The organism is Sulfophobococcus zilligii (assembly GCF_055398255.1).
The window spans coordinates 1065031-1083169 of the sequence record NZ_AP042406.1; the positions used below are offsets into that span (position 1 = coordinate 1065031).

Below are 18139 nucleotides of genomic sequence, written 5' to 3' on the forward strand. Positions count from 1 at the left end.
TCTCTCTAGAGTATAATATAAAATGGTGAATTATTTGAGGCTCAAATTTAGAGAGGCATCTGTGTGGAAGTATTCAATTGTTGCAATATCAAAGATAATAGAAGAAGCTAGTTTTAAAATAAACGAGGAAGGATTGAGACTCAAAGCTATGGATCCATCTGGAGTAGCACTAGTAGACTTCTTCATTCCGGCAAGTGCATTCTACGAATTCGAGGTTCCAAGAGAAGTTACTCTCGGCGTTAACATGGAGGATTTAGCAAAAGTATTGAGGAGAGCAAAGAAGGGAGATGAATTAGTATTGGAATTCCAACAGGCTGGTAGAATAGGAGTTTACCTCGAAGGTAAGGGTTCGAGGAGGTTTATTCTTCCAAGTATTGAATTACCATACCAGGAGCTACCAGAGATAAGCTTTGAAGAGACATTTAAGTGTAAAATCTTACCCAAGTTGTTTAAAGATGTTATTAAAGAATTAGAAGCTATTAGTGATGCTGTAGAGTTCTATGCACCTGAAAACTCTGATACACTCTACGTTAAAGCAGAGAGCGAGATAGCCGAGGCAGAAATAGTATTGAGTGGTTCGTCTGGAGCACTTATTGAATATGAATCAACTGGTGAGGCAAGGTCGAAATATACTATTGAATACCTGTCAGATATAGCGGCCGCCTCGCAGGCTTCAGAAACACTCTCGCTGAGTCTCGGCGTAGAAACACCCTTAAAACTCGTCTTTGACCTACCAGGAGGGGGATTGTTGCTATTCTATGTCGCGCCGAGAACAGATTAATCGAACAGTGTTTTTAAAGAACATTATTCGTGAATACTATGCTAGAAAGCCCTTAGAAGAACCCAGTATGTTACACAAGAGGGAAATAGCACTAGAAAGCCTTGAAGACGGCGTGTACATAAGACACTTGGCTTTTCCCTACATGAATCTTTTATACGAGTATATTACTAAACAAAAAACACCACTACACCTGTATTACTCTTCTGCACTGTATACTACACCAGATGCTAGCAAAATGGAGGATAAGGTATGGGAGGGCTCGGAGTTAATATTTGATATTGATGCAGACAAATACCCTGGTTGCGAAAAAAAGATATGGATTTGCCCGTCAACGGGTGAAATCTACCAAGAGGAAGTAGAATCATGTCGTATGGGTGGTAAACCAGTAGAGTATTCGTTTCTCGACTGGACTTGTATTGAGAAGGCTTGGCAAGATGTATTGTCACTAGTAGAGATTCTTACATTGGAATACGGGTTTTCCAATATAAAGGTATACTTTTCTGGTAATAGAGGCTTTCACGTTAGAGTGTTGGATGAGCAAGTATACTTGCTTTCAAGAGAAGCTAGAAGAGCAATTGCGGACTACGTGTCTTGTGAGGGATTAGATAGAGATAGAATGTTTCCATCTCTCAGAGGCTCAATTCTATTCACACAGAGTGAATATGGATTGAGACGGAGAGTACTGGAAAAAGCACGTGTAAAGGGTATTGTAGTAAAGAAAGAAGTCGATAAATCGAGAAAACCCATTATTTACGAGGCAATTGATTCAACTTATCTAGATGAATTACTAAACGAAGTCTGTATTAAAATAGATAAAGCTGTTACAATGGATACTAGTAGGCTTTCAAGATTTGGAAATAGTTTGAATATGAAGGCTGGCCTGAGAGTGAGAGAGGTCAGTTTAAACACTGACATCCATGGAATCAACTACTCGTATTTCTCGCCATTCAAGGGTTTTATCAAAGTAAAATCACTAGTTACAGGTGAATTCAACGCGTTGGATTCAAAGGTTTCTCTCTCACGTGGAGAAACCATTAAACTAGAAGCACATATAGGTTTATACTTAGTTATTAAACAATTAGTATACCCAGTCGACTATAGTGAATTAGAGGTTAAATTATGAGTGAACACTACCTTAGAATTTTACGTGAAGAACTACGAAGTAAAACATTGTCTTCTATTCCACCTAGCAGAGTAAACAGTATAAGAAAGGCGTTTGAAAACGCATATGTAGAACTCCACGACCTCCCAGATGTAAGTAGAGAAGTATTGAAGCTGACTATTGAAAAAACCATGAGAGACCTAGAGCGATTATCTACCATCCGGCTAGTTAAAACAATTATGCTTAAACAAATAGACCAGAATTCAATTGATAAAGAGATTGGAAAGTATATACTACTACTTCTAGAAGCCGAGAAAGCAATACTCTCACCGTTTACTCTAGGACACAGTGAAAAATACTACTTTAAATTCAAAGCAAAATGCGAAGTAGACAATAAACTATATAAACCAGGAGAAATCGCGCTTTTAACTATTAGTGAATTCATAGAAGCAGTATTAAAAGAGTGCGGTCAACCAATAACACACCCAGTAATCAAGATATTTTCTACACTCCAGAATAATAGACAATAAATCTCTATCCTGCAATTTAAAACACTTGATGATTTTACCGTCACTAGCTGTATTAATGAATAGTAGGATTTAGCGCCGCCGCCGGGATTTGAACCCGGGTCACGGGCTCGACAGGCCCGCATACTAACCGGGCTATACTACGGCGGCATCCTATAGAATTAAAATATTTAGACGGTTTTTAAATTCTACCTACGTTGAGTTTCCAAGGTGGGATTATTATGGGATGTAATAGGGTTTTTCATCGAGGTTTAAAAGACCTTTCTCGAACTTGATTTTCAATCTGTGTTCAACGTATTTATCTTCGGGGCTGAAACGTGGAGGGTGGGGTACTACTAGTTCTCCTCCGCAGTGTGGACACTTGTCTTTTGAAAGAGTGTATCTACCACACTTGGTGCATTTTCTCATTAACCAGTTCATTGTTTTTCACGCTCTGCTAGGAATAGTAGTTCTAGTTCTCTAGCTGTTTTCTCTCCTGTTTTCAATGCTTCTTCTCCTGCCTCCTCGGCTGTTTTATAGTCTGTAGCGTAGACTTCTAGTATGTATCGTGGACTGCCCGCTGTGTAGAGTCTATACCTTATGCCCTTGGAGTCTAGCGTTTCAGCTATTGATTCAAGGCATTTCTTGACTCTTTCTACTCCGTCTGGTTTTATTGATTGCAATACTAGCTTGTATCTTACAACTACTTCTTTTAGTTTGATGTGTCTTGATGCTTCCTCGATGAGTGGTTGAATCCAGTCTTCTGGCACGCCTGCATCTATTAATACCTGTCCGCCTTCAATTATTGCTCTTTCAAGGGCGTACATTACATCGGAGTATGTGTCTTCTAGTCTCCAAACTACTTCTCTATATGCTTCTTCAATGCTTTTACCTATTTTCTGTGCTACTATTTCAATTATTTTGCAGGCTTTTGAATACCTCTTCCACCACTGCATTTTCCTCTGTCTATCTGTATCAGTTACTCTTTTTAGAGAGACGTCTACTTCTTTCTTCGACCTATCTACACGTATTACTTTGACTACTACTTTCTGCCCTTCTCTAATGACATCTTTAATGTTTCTAACCCACTTTGAGGATATCTCGCTCCATGGTAGAAAAGCCTTCATATCTCCATATTCATCTAGTGCTACATATGCACCATAGTCGTGTATTTCCTGTATTGTAGCAATTACTAATTCGCCCACGTCGGGTAGTTCTTTTCTGGGTAAAACCATGTGTATTCACCATTTAAGCTACTAGTTTAAACACTGCTACCATATAGTGTATTTCATACTCCCCATATATAGTTCTAATACTTCCTGTTTTAACATCGTAGTAGTATATCAACTCTACGTTTTCTATGCTTGGATTCAATGGATTTATATTTATCAATCTATTGTAGACTCTTGAATAACCAGTATCTATCAGTGCTTTTACTACTAGTTGATTGAGGAGTAGTTCTTCACCACTACTAGTCCATAGTAGAGCTGTTAATCTATCATCTAATCCCACATTGTATACATAATTTGATAGTGTTTTGTTTGCATAGTGTAGGTATTCTAGTATCCGGTATGTATCTCCATATGCATAGTATGCTTCTTGTGGATACTGGTATCCAGGTAGATTTAGTGTTCCCGCGACACCGATGAATGAGTCGTTTCCGCGTTTTGAATACGCAAATGAGACCAGTATGTATACATCTCTAGTGTTTGTTTGATTTGCTATTTCTCTCATGATCTTTAGAGATGTATTCCAGTGACTAGTCATAATTGTTGAAAGCAGTTTTCTACTGGAGTGGTCTCCATGTGTATGAGTAATGAATTGAGTGTCTACTCCTCTACTAGATAACATACTTAATAATGAATACGTGTAGTCCCAGTGAGCAACTATGAGAACTCTATTACTCTGGGAATAGTTTGCTATTCTACTTGCTATTTCATTTAATACTGTTTTTTCATCGTAGTTTTCAACGGCAAATCCTTTATCTACTATTAATACTTGTAGTTCTCTATCAATGGAGGTCTTGGTGTTTGATACTGGTATAGCATATATAAGCCCAGGAGTTAAAACCAGTAAGACTAGTATAAACACTCCTAGTATAGAAATAGGTGTTTTCCTGTATTGCTGGAATGCCAGTTGTAATTGACTTACAAGAGTCAATATAAATACACTGTTTAAAACTACGAGTACTGGTAGTGCTACTACATATACTGCCTGGTCAAACATAGATATAATCAATGTAACCACGGCTGGTACTAGTATGTGTTTTATATTGATGGATGATTTCCCTGCATATACGAGTATAACGCTTGGAATAGAGAGAATACTTGCTATACCATAGAGTACTACAAGGCTCTTATTCTCGACGAGTACTGTAAATTCAATCTCGTATAGTCTTGAAGTAATTAAACCCATTAACACTCCAATAACAATTACAGATAGAGATATGAGAACTCTATATCCAGGTTTAATCTCTCCCTTGTCGACGAGTAGGATTAGACTTGATATTAAACCAATTACAACGCCGACTACTCCATAGAGGCCATAATATGAAACACTATTTACAATCATTGCTATAAGAGTAGCAGTAGACATTGCAATTAAGAGTAAAAGTGGGGTTTTCCGGAGTTTACTTGTTTCGCCTACTACAAGATATGTAATAGATGTTGCTATCAAGACTACTGGTGTTAGTGGGTGGAGTAGTAGTAGAATGTAGAGTAATACGCCTAAAACCATGAATAACTGTTCTCCAGTAAATCCACGAATTAGAAGTAGTAGCGTTATTGCCACTAGAGATGCTGTATAAACCAAACCAGTTTGGTCTAGAGAATACGCTAGTATAACACCAGGTGTTAACGAGTATATTAGTGCTAGAATACCCGAGACAATATGGTTTCTAGTCAACTTGTATACTGTAAGATAGACAAGTATGACTACTAGAACTTGTAGTATTGGTGATAGCTGGACTGGAATATTTGAGAATAGCCATAGATAGATATAGTATCCCATACAGGCTCCACTAATATCGATTGTTCTACAATATTCTTGGACGCTACCAGTATTTCTCATAGCTTTTAGAGTATATGGGTGATCAATGAAGTTAAAGATGTAGAGAGAAGCATAGTGGATTATTATTGAAGCTACAAGTAGTATTATCCCAGCGATAAATACCTTGTTGTTTAAACTAGTTTTCATCAATACAACACCTGTTTTTAACCTTGCCATACTATAATATCCTTGAAGTTAAAAGGTTTACTTGTAGTTCGTGGTGACTATGTTGAAGAAGCGTATTACAACTGGATTGACAAATCTACTAGAATATGGAGGATTAGTAGTTAAAATCTCGGGGTTTGTATGGGCTTTACTACTGGCAGTCTACGTATTGGTATATTCAAATACACTGTATACAGACTACTCTTCAACAAGCAGTATTGGTGTTTTAACACTTAGATATACACTACTAGTTCTTGTAATTCTCGCTTCATACGTATTTGCTGTAAAACTACCAGTGTTGAGTGGTGGATATGAGCAGAAAAAGAAGCCGAGTAGACAAGTAAATGTTAAAACAATAATAGAGCTCTCAGCAGGGTTGATAATAGTTTACTTAATTACCTATGTAGTCTTAGTATTGTTTTAGACAACTAGTTTTTCTTAATTAATACATAGAGATAGGGTGATGAAAGTACTTCTTCGATTTTCTCCTCGGCTACTCCCAGTGCAACTAGGATTTTATGGATAATACTGGGTTCTGTTACTACTACTTCTTCTTTGTCTACAAGGGCTTCGAGTAGGCTTCTATCTAGTATTTCTCCTATTTTAGAGAGTTGTATGTTTGAAGCTATTTTTCTACATGGAGCTATTCCAGTTAGAAAATGCCTAGAGAAAAGTGTTTCTTGTTGTTCAAATCCACAGATGTATATAGAATACTCGTTATTCAACAACAGCCACCTTTGACTTGGCTTTCTTCTCCACTAGTCCTTTCACGAGGGCTATGGCGTATAAGAGGGCTTCTGGTCTAATAGGGCATCCTGGTACATAGTATACGGCGTCTACTTCTATACCTCTCTCTTTCAGTATTTTGAGTAGATTGTTTACTCCACCAATAGTTGAATAGGTATCGTGCCATATTCCTCCTCCAGACCCGCAACTACCCAGTGCTACAATTATTCTTGGTCTTGGTGTTGCTTCAATAGCGTTTATAACTTTTGGTAGTGATTCAAGTGTTATTGGACCAGTGAGTAGTAATACATCTGCGTGTCTCGGTGAGCCAACTAGTTTAACTCCGAATCTCTCGGCGTCGTGGTATGGTGTGAGGGCATCTAGTATTTCGATGTCGCATGCATTGCAACTACCAGTGTTTAAGTGAAATACCCATATGCTCTTCTTTAATCTCTCAAGCTTTTTCTCCAATTGGACCAGCCCTCCTGCTCGCTACTGCTTTTATAAATGATTTCTTTCTGCACTCGGGGCACTTGTTGTTGTAGTTTTCAGTTATTGGTGCTTTTTCCCAGACGTATTTTAACATCCTGGCTGTCTCGCTACTTGGATGTTTGCATTCTTCACATACTACTTTGGAGTGTACTATGTAGTCGTATAAATCCATTGGGTCGTTTGTTGCTAGCTCGAATTCCCTTGTTCCCTTTATTGCTCCAACAGGGCATACGTCTATACATCTCCAGCAGAAGATACACCTCCCCACGAAGTATCTCAGTGTCTTCTTGTCTTCGGATTCAATCATTTCTAGTGCGTTTGGTGGGCATGCATTGACGCAGGCTCCGCAACCTATGCACTTTGCTGGGTCTATTTCTATTTTCCCGCGGAATTCGGGTGATACTAGTGGTTCCTCGAAGGGGTATTTGACTGTTACTTTGCCTGTTTTACCGGCTATTACTAGTACTTCTAGTGGTTTTACAATTTTCTTCACGGGATTCATATTCTACCACCTGGTGTGAGTTTGAGCCATTCTTTCTTCCCGTTTTCTCTTATTATAAGGATTCGATCGGTGCACGAGAAGCACGGGTCTATGCTTGCTATTGTGAGTGGGGCGTCGGCTAGTGGTTGGTCTTTCAACATTATCTTCAATGCCGGTATATTACTGTATGTTGGTGCTCTTACACGCCACCTGTATGGTTTTCCATGTCCTGTTACAACGTAGTGGACGTCTCCTCCTCGTGGTGCCTCGACTACTTGTACTCCTATTCTACCTTCTGGTATCTCGTATTTTTCGAGTAGGATTGGGCCTCGTGGTATTTTGTCTAGTAGTTGTTCTATTATAGATATAGATTCAAATGTCTCGTCTATTCTAACCAGTGCTCTGGCCAGATTGTCTCCTTCGCTGTATACTGGGACTTTGAACGACGCGTATTTATATGCAGCGTATGGTAGGTCTCTTCTGGCATCTTTATCTATACCTGACGCTCTTGCAACGGGTCCTTCTACGGATAGTTTTAAAGCTTCTTCTTTTGGTAGTATACCGGTCCCTGTGAGTCTCTTTTTAACTTGTGGTACTGTGACAGCTATTTCAATAAAGGATTTGAATTCTTTTTCTAGTTCTCGGAGTGTTTCAAGGGTTTTTTGCTTCTTTTCTTCGTTGATGTCTTTTCTTACTCCTCCAACAAGGTTTATTCCATATGTTTTTCTACTGCCTGTTAATAACTCGGAGAGATACATTACTTTTTCGCGTATACGCCACATGTGCATAAAGCCTGTGTCGTAGCCGACTAGGTGGAATGCTACTCCAAGCCATAGTAGGTGGCTGTGGAGCCTCTCGATTTCTAGAATTATACTCCTTATAAACTGTGCTCTCTCTGGGACATCTAGCTTAGCTGCTTTTTCCACTGCTAGTGCATAGCAAGTACTGTGTTCAAATCCACATATACCACATATTCTCTCTGCGAGGAAGTTTACTTGTTGATAAGTCATTCTTGTTTCTCCGAGTTTCTCAATACCTCTATGTACGTGGAAACCCCTGTATTTAACATCTACTACTCTCTCTCCCTCGACATATAGCTCGAAGTATTCTGGTTCGTGGAGTGCTGGATGGTATGGACCTAGGGGGACCACTCCATACTCGCTTGACTCGGATATCTTCTCACTTACTCCTCTTACTTGTGGTCTGTAGTTATATGGAACGTCTTTTCTAAGTGGATGTACTCCCTCAGGCCACTCGGATGGTAGTACTAGTCTATAATGGGTTCTGCCAGTGAATTCAAAACCCAATAGGTCGCGGGCCTCCATTTCACACCAATCGGCTCCTGGAACCACATCTATAATGCTTGGAAATGCAGGGTTGTCTCCATCTGCATATGTTTTAACTAGTACGTAGAATCCATTCTTGTCGTCTGTAAATATATGTGTTAGTGAGAAGTGCCCGTTTACTGGTCTTTCATCTGTCCCCACACATACTCTAAACGTATTTGAATACTCCTTGACTAGTTTTGATACTACTTCTACGAGTTTTTCTCTTGGTACTACTATGTGAATAGTATCTCCATCGATCGCTACGTTTACATTATGCTCCCTGGTTAAACCAATGTATTTTTCTAGGACTTGCGTTTTATCCGACATATGTAATCACCAATAACCCTGTTATAGATAACATTAAAAGAGCTATATATACTTTTGCAAGGGTTTTGGGAGCAATATCTATTCTAGACCTACCAAGTAAAACAGATATTGTAGAGTATAGTATCCATAATACCAGTGTGAGTATAATTGAATATACTAGTGTTTCATATCCAGCTCCAAGAATGTGTGCTAAGAAGAGACTGGATATAACGAGTTTTACAGTGTACTTTTTCATTAAATTAGATAATAGGTAGAGTGCTAGTAGTTTGCCACTAAATTCCAATAATATTCCAGAGGCTATTTCTGGCTCTGCTTCAGGCATATCGAATGGTACGCGACCTGTAAGCGCATATCCTGAAACAAGTAGTGTTATAGTTGAAAAGACTAGTGGTATAATTGCATACCATGTTGTTTTAACCGTATTTAGAGACATAATTGTAAGTGCAAATGACAGTATAAATCCAGCTTCGTTTACAAGTGCGAGAACTACTTCTCTCATACCTCCAGTATATGTAAATGGGTTTGGTACTAGTAGTGGTGTTAGTGTAATAGTGGTTAGTGAGATCACGAAGAGAGATAGTGAGAGAGCTATTGTATGATAGTCGTTGTTCAAAGTATACAAGTGTGCTAGGTATATTGATCCAAGTAGTGTTACTAGAGAAGAAGCTACATAGAAGACTACAAAAGGCATTGTGTGTATTGGTTTTACTTCTTTTTCTACTAGTTTTAAGAGGTCGTGTAGTGTTTGAGTTATTGGTGGACCAATACGGCTTTGTATTCTTGCTTTTATTTTTCTCTCAACTCCATCTAGTAATATCGAAAGCCATGCTCCAAATAGTGCTATAGGTATAGGTATTATTAGTGGGAGTGTAAACTCCACGTTTTTCACCTCGTTGCGTGAAGTGCGTATAGAATAAGTAGTATTATAATGAGTCCACTCCACAGTGAAGCCATAATCATTGATTCGATCATTGTTAATTGTAGTTTATTTAGTAGTCTAGCTACTCTATCACTAGTTGACATTATTTTGGGGAATACTTTGTCGCCTAGACCAACAATGTTTTCTACTAGCTTTAGTAATGGTGATGAAAACCCACTTATAGACTTAAACTTGTTTCTCGTTTCTTCAAGTATTTTCTCGAATAATCTCAGTGCACTTGATTTTACATAGGTACTCATACTTCTACACCTGACAACCAGTATTTAATGTCTTCGGGCATTTCGGGCTTTGTATATACACGTGTAAATAACAATATGTATGCTAGTAGTGATAAGACATATATTATTGATACAAGTCCTATGTGTAGAGGGCTGAGTAAACTGGTGGATAATAGATATAATAATAGAATTAACGGAGATATTAGTGTAGCTGTTCCAAGATATAATTCAGCTGTTAACTCTATACTTGGTATTGGTATTGGTCTGGGCGGTGTTCTCGGTAGTATAGCTGTATATACACCTAGGAATTTAACTCCATACGCTATTGAGAAAATAGAGGCTATTACAACTCCTATTGTTAATGGTAGACCAAGTAGTGTTGCTGATGATATAGTAATAGTTATTGTTAACAATAAGATTTTAACGAGGAATCCAATAGATGGAGGTACACCAGTGAGATTTAATAGAGCTGTAAAAGCTGATAGAGCCCCCTTCCTGGTTACATAGAATAAATATCCTAGTTTATAGATCTCGTATGTATTTGCTACTTGGTATACTAGTCCTGTGTTTAGAAATGATAGTGATTTTGTCAGGGCGTGGAATGTAATTACAAATAATACAATTACTCTTAGTACTTCTATTCCAGTTAGATTATATACTGCAAAGAAAGCCGTTATTATTCCTCCATAGCTAACAGAGCTGTATGCTAGTAGCCACTTGATATGTGTTTGCATTGTTGCACCGAAAGCACCATATACTATTGAAATCAATCCCTGTACTAATAGTAAGTAGAAAACAACTTCATGGAGTTTAAATAACTGTGTTGAGAGGAAGTATCCATATGCCCCCATTTTAATTATTAGCCCACTTAGTATTGCTGAGACATGGCTTGGTGATTTACTGTGTACTATTGGAAGCCATGAGTGTAGTGGGAACTGTCCTATTTTCGTTGCAAATCCAAATCCAAGTATTATTGATGCTAGTGGATCTAGTGTTAACGAGGGTATAATAGTGTTTAACTCTAGGAATAGTGATTGCATTAATCCATGTCTAGATGCTAGTAGAGCCCACATTGTTAGTAGTGCAATATCGCTTGGAGCTATACACATTACTATATATGTTGATGCCACTGGTAGGTTTTCTACTCCATACTCCATTGTTATAGCAATTAATGCTACTATTATGTCTAGGAATAACCAGTAGACTATTAGCTCTACAAAGTAGTTGCTGGAGAATAATAATATTAGAGTGGCGAGAACGGTATCTATTATTACTTGGAAATACCTTGTTACACCGTAGAGTGTTCTATAGTATGCTTCATTGTGGAGGCTTACACCAATTGCCACTATTATTGATACTATTGTGAGAACTAGCTGGTAGTCTAGTAGCGTGAAGAGACCCAGTGATATAAATAGCACTGGGGGTATTGTAAAACCAAGAATTCTCAGTAATCTACTTAATCTTGGTTGGGAGTCAACGAGGTTTGCACCGATTAGTACTGGCATCAAGATTGATATTGCGTAGATTATTTTTACCTCGCCCATCATTTATGCATCAACCTCTTCGAGATTGTCCTAAAGTGCATGTAAGTTATGTAGAGAGTTAAAATAGAAACAGGTGTGATTAGTAATAATATTGATCCGAGCTCGGCTAGGTTTACTCCAATAATGGCTAGACAGAACAGTATATTTAGTGCTCCAAGACCAGCTATTGGTAGTTGTGTTCTCCAATCGACTCTACTTATTAATGGTTCTATTTTTGCCAGGGGTTCTCCAAAGTAGAGGTGTGAATACTTTATTGCTATTAGAGCAGAAGTTATTATGTATAAGAGTATTCCTATAAGTGAGGCTATTGAAAACATGGGGTTTGCACTGTATTGATTAATAGAGATGAATACTGATGCTATTTTAACTATGAATCCAATGGTTCCAGGTACTCCTAGTAGAGTAAATAGTGCTAGTATTCCTCCAATTGTCGATATTGGTGATGCATTGATAAATCCACGTATTCCATGGATATATCTTGTTCCATAGACGGCTTCTACTATTCCAGTTTCACAAAACAGTGTTGTTTTATATGCTGAGTGCATTATTATTCCAAGTATGAGAGTCCACATAGTTATAGTTGACGGGTTTACCAAGTGTAGTGCAAATAATATGCTTATAAATCCATTGGTGGCTATTGTTGAATAGGCGAGTATGAGTTTAGAGTCTCTTTGTCTTCGAGCTTGCATTCCACCGTATAGTATTGAGAAAAAGCCTGTTACTAGGAAAAACCATGCTAGATGTGTAGAGTAGACGCCTATGTCGATGTATCCTAGTAGCCTATATAATCCATAGTATCCTAGTGAAACCATTAATCCACTTAGTGTTGCAGATGCTGGTGCTGGCGCGCTGGAGTGTGCGCTGGGTAGCCAGAAGTGCATTGGTATATTTGCTGTTTTAACGAAGAATCCGAGTATGAGTAGTGGAATTAGATATGGGCTTACCTCTATCAATGTGTTTATCGTTGAAAATGGTTTTATGAGTTGTGATATTCCAATGTTGAGTGTAGTGAATATTATACTTAGAGTTATCATTGTAAAAACTGATAGTTCATAAGTCATTGTAGAAGTAAATATAAAGCCTCTAGAAGAAGTCAAAGAGCCCTCAGTTGAATGCTCCTCGCCGAGTTTTACTAGAATATATCCTAGTAGCTCGGCTATAGTCCAGGATATGACGAGGAGTAGGAAGTTTGGTGAGATATAGGCTGTTATTATTGAAACTAGGAATAAATCCATTATTACTTCTAGTCTACCCGGGTATTCGTGGAGTTCAATGTATTTAATTGTAAATAACGAGATGAAAATAGAGATTAGTGTAAAGGATAATCCGAGGATGAGGGATACTATGTCTATTAGGTTTTGAATGTATAAGTATAGTGTTATAACTCCTATTAACATGTATGCTGTTGTTTTTGTAATTGTTTTTAGAGAAAATGGTTTTAATTCATATGTAGAAAACAGTAGTGTAACTGTAATTAGATATGTAATTAGCGTTTCTATCATTTGTCAACCCTTATTTTGAACTATGGAATTCAAATTCGAATCTTGCTCTAGCCATGGATTCAGCTGTTCTCTTTTTTGCTAGTTGGAATACCTGGGCGTCTTCGCCGAAGAGTATTGCTTGTGCTGGACATATAGCGCTACATGCTGGTTCTAATCCCTCTTTTCTCAATTCCATGCAGAGATTGCATTTTGTTGCTGTTTTTGTTGCACGGTCTAGTTCTGGTATGCCGAAGGGGCACGCGTAGAGGCATGCGAGGCAGCCAATACACTTGCTTTGCTCTATGTATACTGCTCCACTATTATCTCTTGTCATTGCTCCCGTTGGACATGCTTCTATACATGGTGCTTTTGCACAGTGCATACATGATACTGGTATGTCTAGTCCAATACTTGTTCTATAGACTACAATGTATGGTTTTTCATGTATGAACTCGCATGCTGCTTCGCATGCTCCGCATCCAATGCATTTGCCGAGGTCTATTACTCTAAGGTATTTTATTGCTGGGTCTGGACTCATTAGGCGAACACCCCGATTTGAGTGGTTGTCTTACCTTTTTTCGCTAAAAACCAGTTGTGCATAAATCTAGCTGCTTTTAACCCGCTTCTAATAGCTGGACCTATTCTACTTGGCCCTGTTACAACGTCTCCGGCGGCGAATATCTTTGATATACTTGTCTGCATTATGTTGTTTACCCATATTGAGCCGTCTTTGTTTAGTTTTAATCCAAGGGATTCGGCTCTAGATGGATTTACTGGTGGTGTTGGTGATTCGCCTGTTGCGAATACGACTAGGTCTGCTTCTAGTGTGAATTCTCCTCCTGGTACTGGTACTGGTTTTGGTCTCCCAGTCTCGTCTGGTGGGCCCAGGGTCATTTTCTGGAATTTGACTCCTACTGCAACGCCGTTTTCTTCTATTATTTCTAGTGGTGATGCGAGCTCGATGAATGATACTCCTTCTCTCTTTACTCGTTCTATCTCGTATATTCCGGCTGGTGCTTCCTTAATTGTTCTTCTATAGACTAAGTGTACTTCTGCACCTGTTTTCAGTGCTTTTTCGGCTGCATCTATTGCACTGTAGCCTCCGCCAATAACTACTACTTTCTTGGCGTAGGGTGGGTTGATATTGGCTAGGTTGTACTCGTAGATCTTCCATTTATATAGGTATTCAAGCGCTGTTGTTACTCCTTTGGCGTTTACACCTGGCATTTTCGGTATTTTGGAGATCCAGGTGCCTGTTGCCAAGAGGATTAAATCGTATTGTGCTATTAAGTCATCAATGCTTATTTTTTTCTCTGTGAAGTCGTCTCCTTCTTCGTGGACTGGTTCTCCAGCGTATACTTTGGTTCTATATATTGTTTTTACATTGAATTTTTCTTCGAGTTCTTTAACTCCTTCTAGTACTCTATTTGGTGGTATTCTCCATGATGGAATAGCAAACGTCATTAATCCGCCGGGGAGTGGGAGTTTATCGTATATGTCTACATCGTATCCACTACATACTAGAAAGCCGGCTGCGGCTAGGCCGGCGGGCCCGGCTCCGACAACTGCTATTTTTGCATTTATGCCTTGTTTTTTCTCTCTACACATAAATGCAAAACGCATGTAGTCGCCCATGGATTATACACCAGTGTGTAAACACGGATTTTATCCTTGCGTATTTAATTGATTGTTTTCCTTATATATCAACATGAAATTTACACGTATATGATTCTATCCCACTATTATTTCCTTACTCGAATTGAATCGATTATAACCCCTTTACTAGTGATATTGTTATTCTAGCAGTGTAGTGTATGGTGGGTGGTGTGTCTAGTAGAGTGAAAGCATTGTTTTTCGACGTTGATGGAACGCTGACTATTGATCGTACTTCGTATAGATTGAGTTTGGAGGCTATTGAGGCATTGAGGCGTGTTGTTGATTCTGGTATTATTGTTTCCCTGGTTTCTAGTAATGCTCTACCAATCGTGGTTGGTGTTTCTAGGTATATTGGTTTAAATGGGCCTGTTGTTGGTGAGACTGGGTGCCTAGTGTATAGTGATGAATGGGGTCTTGTAGCACTAGCCGATAAACCGGCGAGGGAGCCTTATAGAGCACTACTTGAAGAGTATGGAGAATATGTTGGGGATTCATGGCAGAATAGTTTTAGACTCTACGAGTTTGCATTGAAGTTGAAGAAGGAGTATTTACACAGGGCTTTTGAATTGCTCTCTGAAATGAAGGGTTTTGTAGAGTCGAGGTTTCCAGGGTTTACTGTTGACTATAGTGGCTATGCACTCCACGTAAGACCCGTCAATGTGGATAAAAAGAGGGCTGTTTTATATATATTGGAGAGGCTTGGTATAGACCCTTCTGAAGCCGGTGGTGTTGGAGACAGCTACATGGATTCCTCGTTTCTCAGTGTTCTCGGCTACTCTGCTGCTGTTTCAAATGCTGACGAGGAATTGAAAAAGAGTGTTAGAATTGTATTGAGTAAACCAAGTGGTCTCGGTGTTGCCGAGTTTATTGAGTGTGTTTTGAGTGGAGAGATTTGAAGAAGCTGGTTGTATTCGACTTGGATGGTACACTGGTTGACAGCGAGGATTTTATAGTGTGGAGTTTTACAGAGGCTGCTCGTATACTTGGATTTGAATTAAACCCGGATTTGATTAGAGAGTTGATTGGATACCCTCTTGAAGTAGTTGTATCTAGAATACTCAGTGAAACAGGGTTGTCGGAGTCTCGTATCCGAGAGTTCCTTGATGTGAGAAATAGAATTGTAGTAGAGTATTGGAGGAGTAGGGTTAAATTGTTTCCAGACGTGGTTCCAACACTGAGGAAACTGGGAGAAATGGGGTTTAAACTCGCAGTTGCATCTTCTAGCCGCGTAGAGAGAATAGTCGAGTTTCTAGGGTATTTTGGAGTACTGGGTTTTTTCGACTATGTATCTGGTGTAAAACCAGGTATTAGGGGTAAACCAGCACCAGATGTTATAATTGAAGTCTTGGAGAAAACTGGTATTGATGCATCTGAAGCACTGTATATTGGGGATAGAGAAGTAGACTGTATAGCAGCGAGAAATGCACTAGTAGACTTCATTCTCGTCGACAGGCGTGGAAATACAAATCTAAACAATTGCACTCCACTGAAAACAGTGAAAACACTACTAGAAATACCCGTATACCTAAACGCTATTAGGGGAGACAGAGAAATATAACTATAGCCCGCGGCAACCCGGCGGCGGCGTCGCTTCGACGCCGGGCATAGCCCGGAGAGTGACAAGCCGGCCTCCTCCCGCGGGCACACTGTGGGTTCACGGGGATTCCACGAGACACAAAGTTTTTAAACCCCTATTGTAAGAAATAGATTTACGGACACTTACCCAGGACATGGGGACCCGAGGAGTAGAGGGGTAAATGACTACCCCTCTATACTCGGGTCTAACGAGGGGCGGGCTCATTAGAGCTCCAGCCCTGGATACCCCGGGCACCCTCCGGCCGTAACTCCGGTTGATCCTGCCGGCCCCGACCGCTATCGGGGTGGGGCTAAGCCATGGGAGTCGTACGCTCCGCCGCTGCGGGGCGTGGCGGACGGCTGAGTAACACGTGGCCAACCTACCCTCGGGAGGGGGATAACACCGGGAAACTGGTGCTAATCCCCCATAGGGGAGGAGGCCTGGAAGGGTTCCTCCCCGAAAGGGCGTAGCGGGGGTTATCGCCGCTACGCCGCCCGAGGATGGGGCTGCGGCCCATCAGGTAGTTGGCGGGGTAACGGCCCGCCAAGCCGAAGACGGGTAGGGGCCGTGAGAGCGGGAGCCCCCAGTTGGGCACTGAGACAAGGGCCCAGGCCCTACGGGGCGCACCAGGCGCGAAACCTCCGCAATGCGGGAAACCGTGACGGGGTCACCCCGAGTGCCCCCGATAAGGGGGCTGTTCCCCGCCGTAGGATGGCGGGGGTAGTAAGCGGGGGGCAAGTCCGGTGTCAGCCGCCGCGGTAATACCGGCCCCGCGAGTGGTCGGGGTGATTATTGGGCCTAAAGCGCCCGTAGCCGGCCCGGTAAGTCTCCCCTAAAATCCCCGGGCTCAACCCGGGGATTGGGGGAGATACTGCCGGGCTAGGGGGCGGGAGAGGCCGAGGGTACTCCCGGGGTAGGGGCGAAATCCGTTAATCCCGGGAGGACCACCCGTGGCGAAGGCGCTCGGCTGGAACGCGCCCGACGGTGAGGGGCGAAAGCCGGGGGAGCGAACCGGATTAGATACCCGGGTAGTCCCGGCTGTAAACGATGCGGGCTAGCTGTTGGGTGGGCTTAGAGCCCACCCAGTGGCGCAGGGAAGCCGTTAAGCCCGCCGCCTGGGGAGTACGGCCGCAAGGCTGAAACTCAAAGGAATTGGCGGGGGAGCACCACAAGGGGTGGAGCCTGCGGTTCAATTGGAGTCAACGCCGGGAATCTTACCGGGGGAGACAGCAGGATGACGGCCAGGTTAAAGGCCTTGCCCGACGCGCTGAGAGGAGGTGCATGGCCGTCGCCAGCTCGTGTCGTGAGATGTCTGGTTAAGTCCAGCAACGAGCGAGACCCCCACCCCCAGTTGCTACCCCGGCCTCAGGGCCGGGGGCACACTGGGGGGACTGCCGCCGTTTAAGGCGGAGGAAGGAGGGGGCCACGGCAGGTCAGCATGCCCCGAATCCCCCGGGCTACACGCGGGCTACAATGGCGGGGACAGCGGGTGCCGACCCCGAAAGGGGGAGGCAATCCCTCAAACCCCGCCGCAGTTGGGATCGAGGGCTGCAACTCGCCCTCGTGAACGAGGAATCCCTAGTAACCGCGTGTCAACATCGCGCGGTGAATACGTCCCTGCTCCTTGCACACACCGCCCGTCGCTCCACCCAAGGGGAGGGGGAGTGAGGCCCGGCCTTGTTGGTCGGGTCGAACTCCCCCTCCCTGAGGGGGGAGAAGTCGTAACAAGGTAGCCGTACCGGAAGGTGCGGCTGGATCACCTCCTGCC

At 41.5% G+C, this 18139-nt stretch carries 19 protein-coding genes, 1 tRNA gene and 1 rRNA gene; 7 read left to right on the plus strand and 14 right to left on the minus strand.

Features of this window, described 5'->3' with window-relative positions; all coding sequences use genetic code 11:
* Window positions 1-25: 25 nt before the first annotated feature.
* Genes pcn through ACZ5YP_RS06125 form a run of 3 tightly spaced genes read left to right on the plus strand, consistent with a single transcriptional unit; the run spans window position 26 to window position 2413 of the window.
* The gene (pcn, locus tag ACZ5YP_RS06115) at window positions 26-781 is read left to right on the plus strand and encodes a proliferating cell nuclear antigen (pcna) (RefSeq protein WP_464835969.1); all 756 of its coding nucleotides are present in this window, start codon (window positions 26-28) and stop codon (window positions 779-781) included.
* Complete coding sequence (locus tag ACZ5YP_RS06120) at window positions 759-1904, plus strand: DNA primase small subunit domain-containing protein (protein ID WP_464834865.1); 1146 nt, start codon at window positions 759-761, stop codon at window positions 1902-1904. Before pcn ends, ACZ5YP_RS06120 begins: the two co-directional genes overlap by 23 nt.
* Window positions 1901-2413, plus strand: coding sequence for a hypothetical protein (locus ACZ5YP_RS06125; RefSeq protein ID WP_464834866.1), 513 nt, complete (start codon window positions 1901-1903; stop codon window positions 2411-2413). Before ACZ5YP_RS06120 ends, ACZ5YP_RS06125 begins: the two co-directional genes overlap by 4 nt.
* A 73-nt stretch (window positions 2414-2486) precedes the next feature.
* Here ACZ5YP_RS06125 and ACZ5YP_RS06130 read toward each other — a convergent pair.
* The 4 genes from ACZ5YP_RS06130 to ACZ5YP_RS06145 all read right to left on the minus strand — a co-directional run bounded on the left by ACZ5YP_RS06130 (window position 2487) and on the right by ACZ5YP_RS06145 (window position 5587).
* Window positions 2487-2560, minus strand: a tRNA-Asp gene (locus tag ACZ5YP_RS06130).
* A gap of 69 nt (window positions 2561-2629) precedes the next feature.
* Window positions 2630-2830, minus strand: a complete 201-nt coding sequence (locus tag ACZ5YP_RS06135; protein ID WP_464834867.1) for an RNA-protein complex protein Nop10 — start codon at window positions 2828-2830, stop codon at window positions 2630-2632.
* Window positions 2827-3624 carry a translation initiation factor IF-2 subunit alpha gene (locus tag ACZ5YP_RS06140; protein ID WP_464834868.1) on the minus strand — a complete coding sequence of 266 codons (798 nt, stop codon included), beginning with the start codon at window positions 3622-3624 and terminating at the stop codon, window positions 2827-2829. Before ACZ5YP_RS06140 ends, ACZ5YP_RS06135 begins: the two co-directional genes overlap by 4 nt.
* 13 nt (window positions 3625-3637) lie before the next feature.
* Window positions 3638-5587, minus strand: a complete 1950-nt coding sequence (locus tag ACZ5YP_RS06145) for a hypothetical protein (RefSeq protein ID WP_464834869.1) — start codon at window positions 5585-5587, stop codon at window positions 3638-3640.
* Window positions 5588-5663: 76 nt separating this feature from the next.
* Here ACZ5YP_RS06145 and ACZ5YP_RS06150 point away from each other — a divergent pair, with 76 nt between their 5' ends.
* Entirely contained in the window at window positions 5664-6026 is a 363-nt protein-coding gene (locus tag ACZ5YP_RS06150) for a hypothetical protein (protein WP_464834870.1), read from the plus strand.
* A 4-nt stretch (window positions 6027-6030) separates the two neighbouring features.
* Here ACZ5YP_RS06150 and ACZ5YP_RS06155 read toward each other — a convergent pair whose 3' ends face one another.
* The 10 genes from ACZ5YP_RS06155 to ACZ5YP_RS06200 are packed head-to-tail and all read right to left on the minus strand — an operon-like array spanning window position 6031 to window position 14774.
* Window positions 6031-6327 carry a hypothetical protein gene (locus ACZ5YP_RS06155; RefSeq protein ID WP_464834871.1) on the minus strand — a complete coding sequence of 99 codons (297 nt, stop codon included), beginning with the start codon at window positions 6325-6327 and terminating at the stop codon, window positions 6031-6033.
* Window positions 6320-6799 carry an NADH-quinone oxidoreductase subunit B family protein gene (locus ACZ5YP_RS06160; protein ID WP_464834872.1) on the minus strand — a complete coding sequence of 160 codons (480 nt, stop codon included), beginning with the start codon at window positions 6797-6799 and terminating at the stop codon, window positions 6320-6322. Before ACZ5YP_RS06160 ends, ACZ5YP_RS06155 begins: the two co-directional genes overlap by 8 nt.
* Window positions 6783-7322 carry a 4Fe-4S binding protein gene (locus tag ACZ5YP_RS06165; protein ID WP_464834873.1) on the minus strand — a complete coding sequence of 180 codons (540 nt, stop codon included), beginning with the start codon at window positions 7320-7322 and terminating at the stop codon, window positions 6783-6785. Before ACZ5YP_RS06165 ends, ACZ5YP_RS06160 begins: the two co-directional genes overlap by 17 nt.
* Window positions 7319-8956 carry a hydrogenase large subunit gene (locus ACZ5YP_RS06170; protein WP_464834874.1) on the minus strand — a complete coding sequence of 546 codons (1638 nt, stop codon included), beginning with the start codon at window positions 8954-8956 and terminating at the stop codon, window positions 7319-7321. Before ACZ5YP_RS06170 ends, ACZ5YP_RS06165 begins: the two co-directional genes overlap by 4 nt.
* Window positions 8946-9836: an NADH-quinone oxidoreductase subunit H gene (locus ACZ5YP_RS06175; RefSeq protein ID WP_464834875.1), complete on the minus strand. Its 891-nt coding sequence runs from the start codon at window positions 9834-9836 to the stop codon at window positions 8946-8948. Before ACZ5YP_RS06175 ends, ACZ5YP_RS06170 begins: the two co-directional genes overlap by 11 nt.
* A 5-nt stretch (window positions 9837-9841) precedes the next feature.
* Window positions 9842-10135 carry a hypothetical protein gene (locus ACZ5YP_RS06180; RefSeq protein WP_464834876.1) on the minus strand — a complete coding sequence of 98 codons (294 nt, stop codon included), beginning with the start codon at window positions 10133-10135 and terminating at the stop codon, window positions 9842-9844.
* A complete protein-coding gene (locus ACZ5YP_RS06185) occupies window positions 10132-11661 on the minus strand; it encodes a proton-conducting transporter transmembrane domain-containing protein (protein WP_464834877.1) in 1530 nt (509 codons plus the stop codon). The genes ACZ5YP_RS06180 and ACZ5YP_RS06185 overlap by 4 nt, the downstream gene beginning before the upstream one ends.
* The gene (locus tag ACZ5YP_RS06190) at window positions 11658-13160 is read right to left on the minus strand and encodes a proton-conducting transporter transmembrane domain-containing protein (RefSeq protein WP_464834878.1); all 1503 of its coding nucleotides are present in this window, start codon (window positions 13158-13160) and stop codon (window positions 11658-11660) included. The genes ACZ5YP_RS06185 and ACZ5YP_RS06190 overlap by 4 nt, the downstream gene beginning before the upstream one ends.
* A 10-nt stretch (window positions 13161-13170) precedes the next feature.
* The gene (locus ACZ5YP_RS06195) at window positions 13171-13677 is read right to left on the minus strand and encodes a 4Fe-4S dicluster domain-containing protein (RefSeq protein ID WP_464834879.1); all 507 of its coding nucleotides are present in this window, start codon (window positions 13675-13677) and stop codon (window positions 13171-13173) included.
* On the minus strand, window positions 13677-14774 hold the full coding sequence (locus ACZ5YP_RS06200; protein WP_464834880.1) for an FAD-dependent oxidoreductase: 1098 nt from the start codon (window positions 14772-14774) through the stop codon (window positions 13677-13679). The genes ACZ5YP_RS06195 and ACZ5YP_RS06200 overlap by 1 nt, the downstream gene beginning before the upstream one ends.
* Window positions 14775-14965: 191 nt before the next feature.
* On the opposite strand from ACZ5YP_RS06200, the gene ACZ5YP_RS06205 reads away from it, so the two are divergent.
* The 3 genes from ACZ5YP_RS06205 to ACZ5YP_RS06215 all read left to right on the plus strand — a co-directional run bounded on the left by ACZ5YP_RS06205 (window position 14966) and on the right by ACZ5YP_RS06215 (window position 18136).
* On the plus strand, window positions 14966-15691 hold the full coding sequence (locus tag ACZ5YP_RS06205) for a phosphoglycolate phosphatase (protein ID WP_464834881.1): 726 nt from the start codon (window positions 14966-14968) through the stop codon (window positions 15689-15691).
* A complete protein-coding gene (locus ACZ5YP_RS06210; RefSeq protein ID WP_464834882.1) occupies window positions 15688-16353 on the plus strand; it encodes an HAD family hydrolase in 666 nt (221 codons plus the stop codon). The genes ACZ5YP_RS06205 and ACZ5YP_RS06210 overlap by 4 nt, the downstream gene beginning before the upstream one ends.
* Window positions 16354-16638: 285 nt before the next feature.
* Window positions 16639-18136: ribosomal RNA gene (locus tag ACZ5YP_RS06215) — 16S ribosomal RNA — on the plus strand.
* Window positions 18137-18139 lie beyond the last annotated feature (3 nt).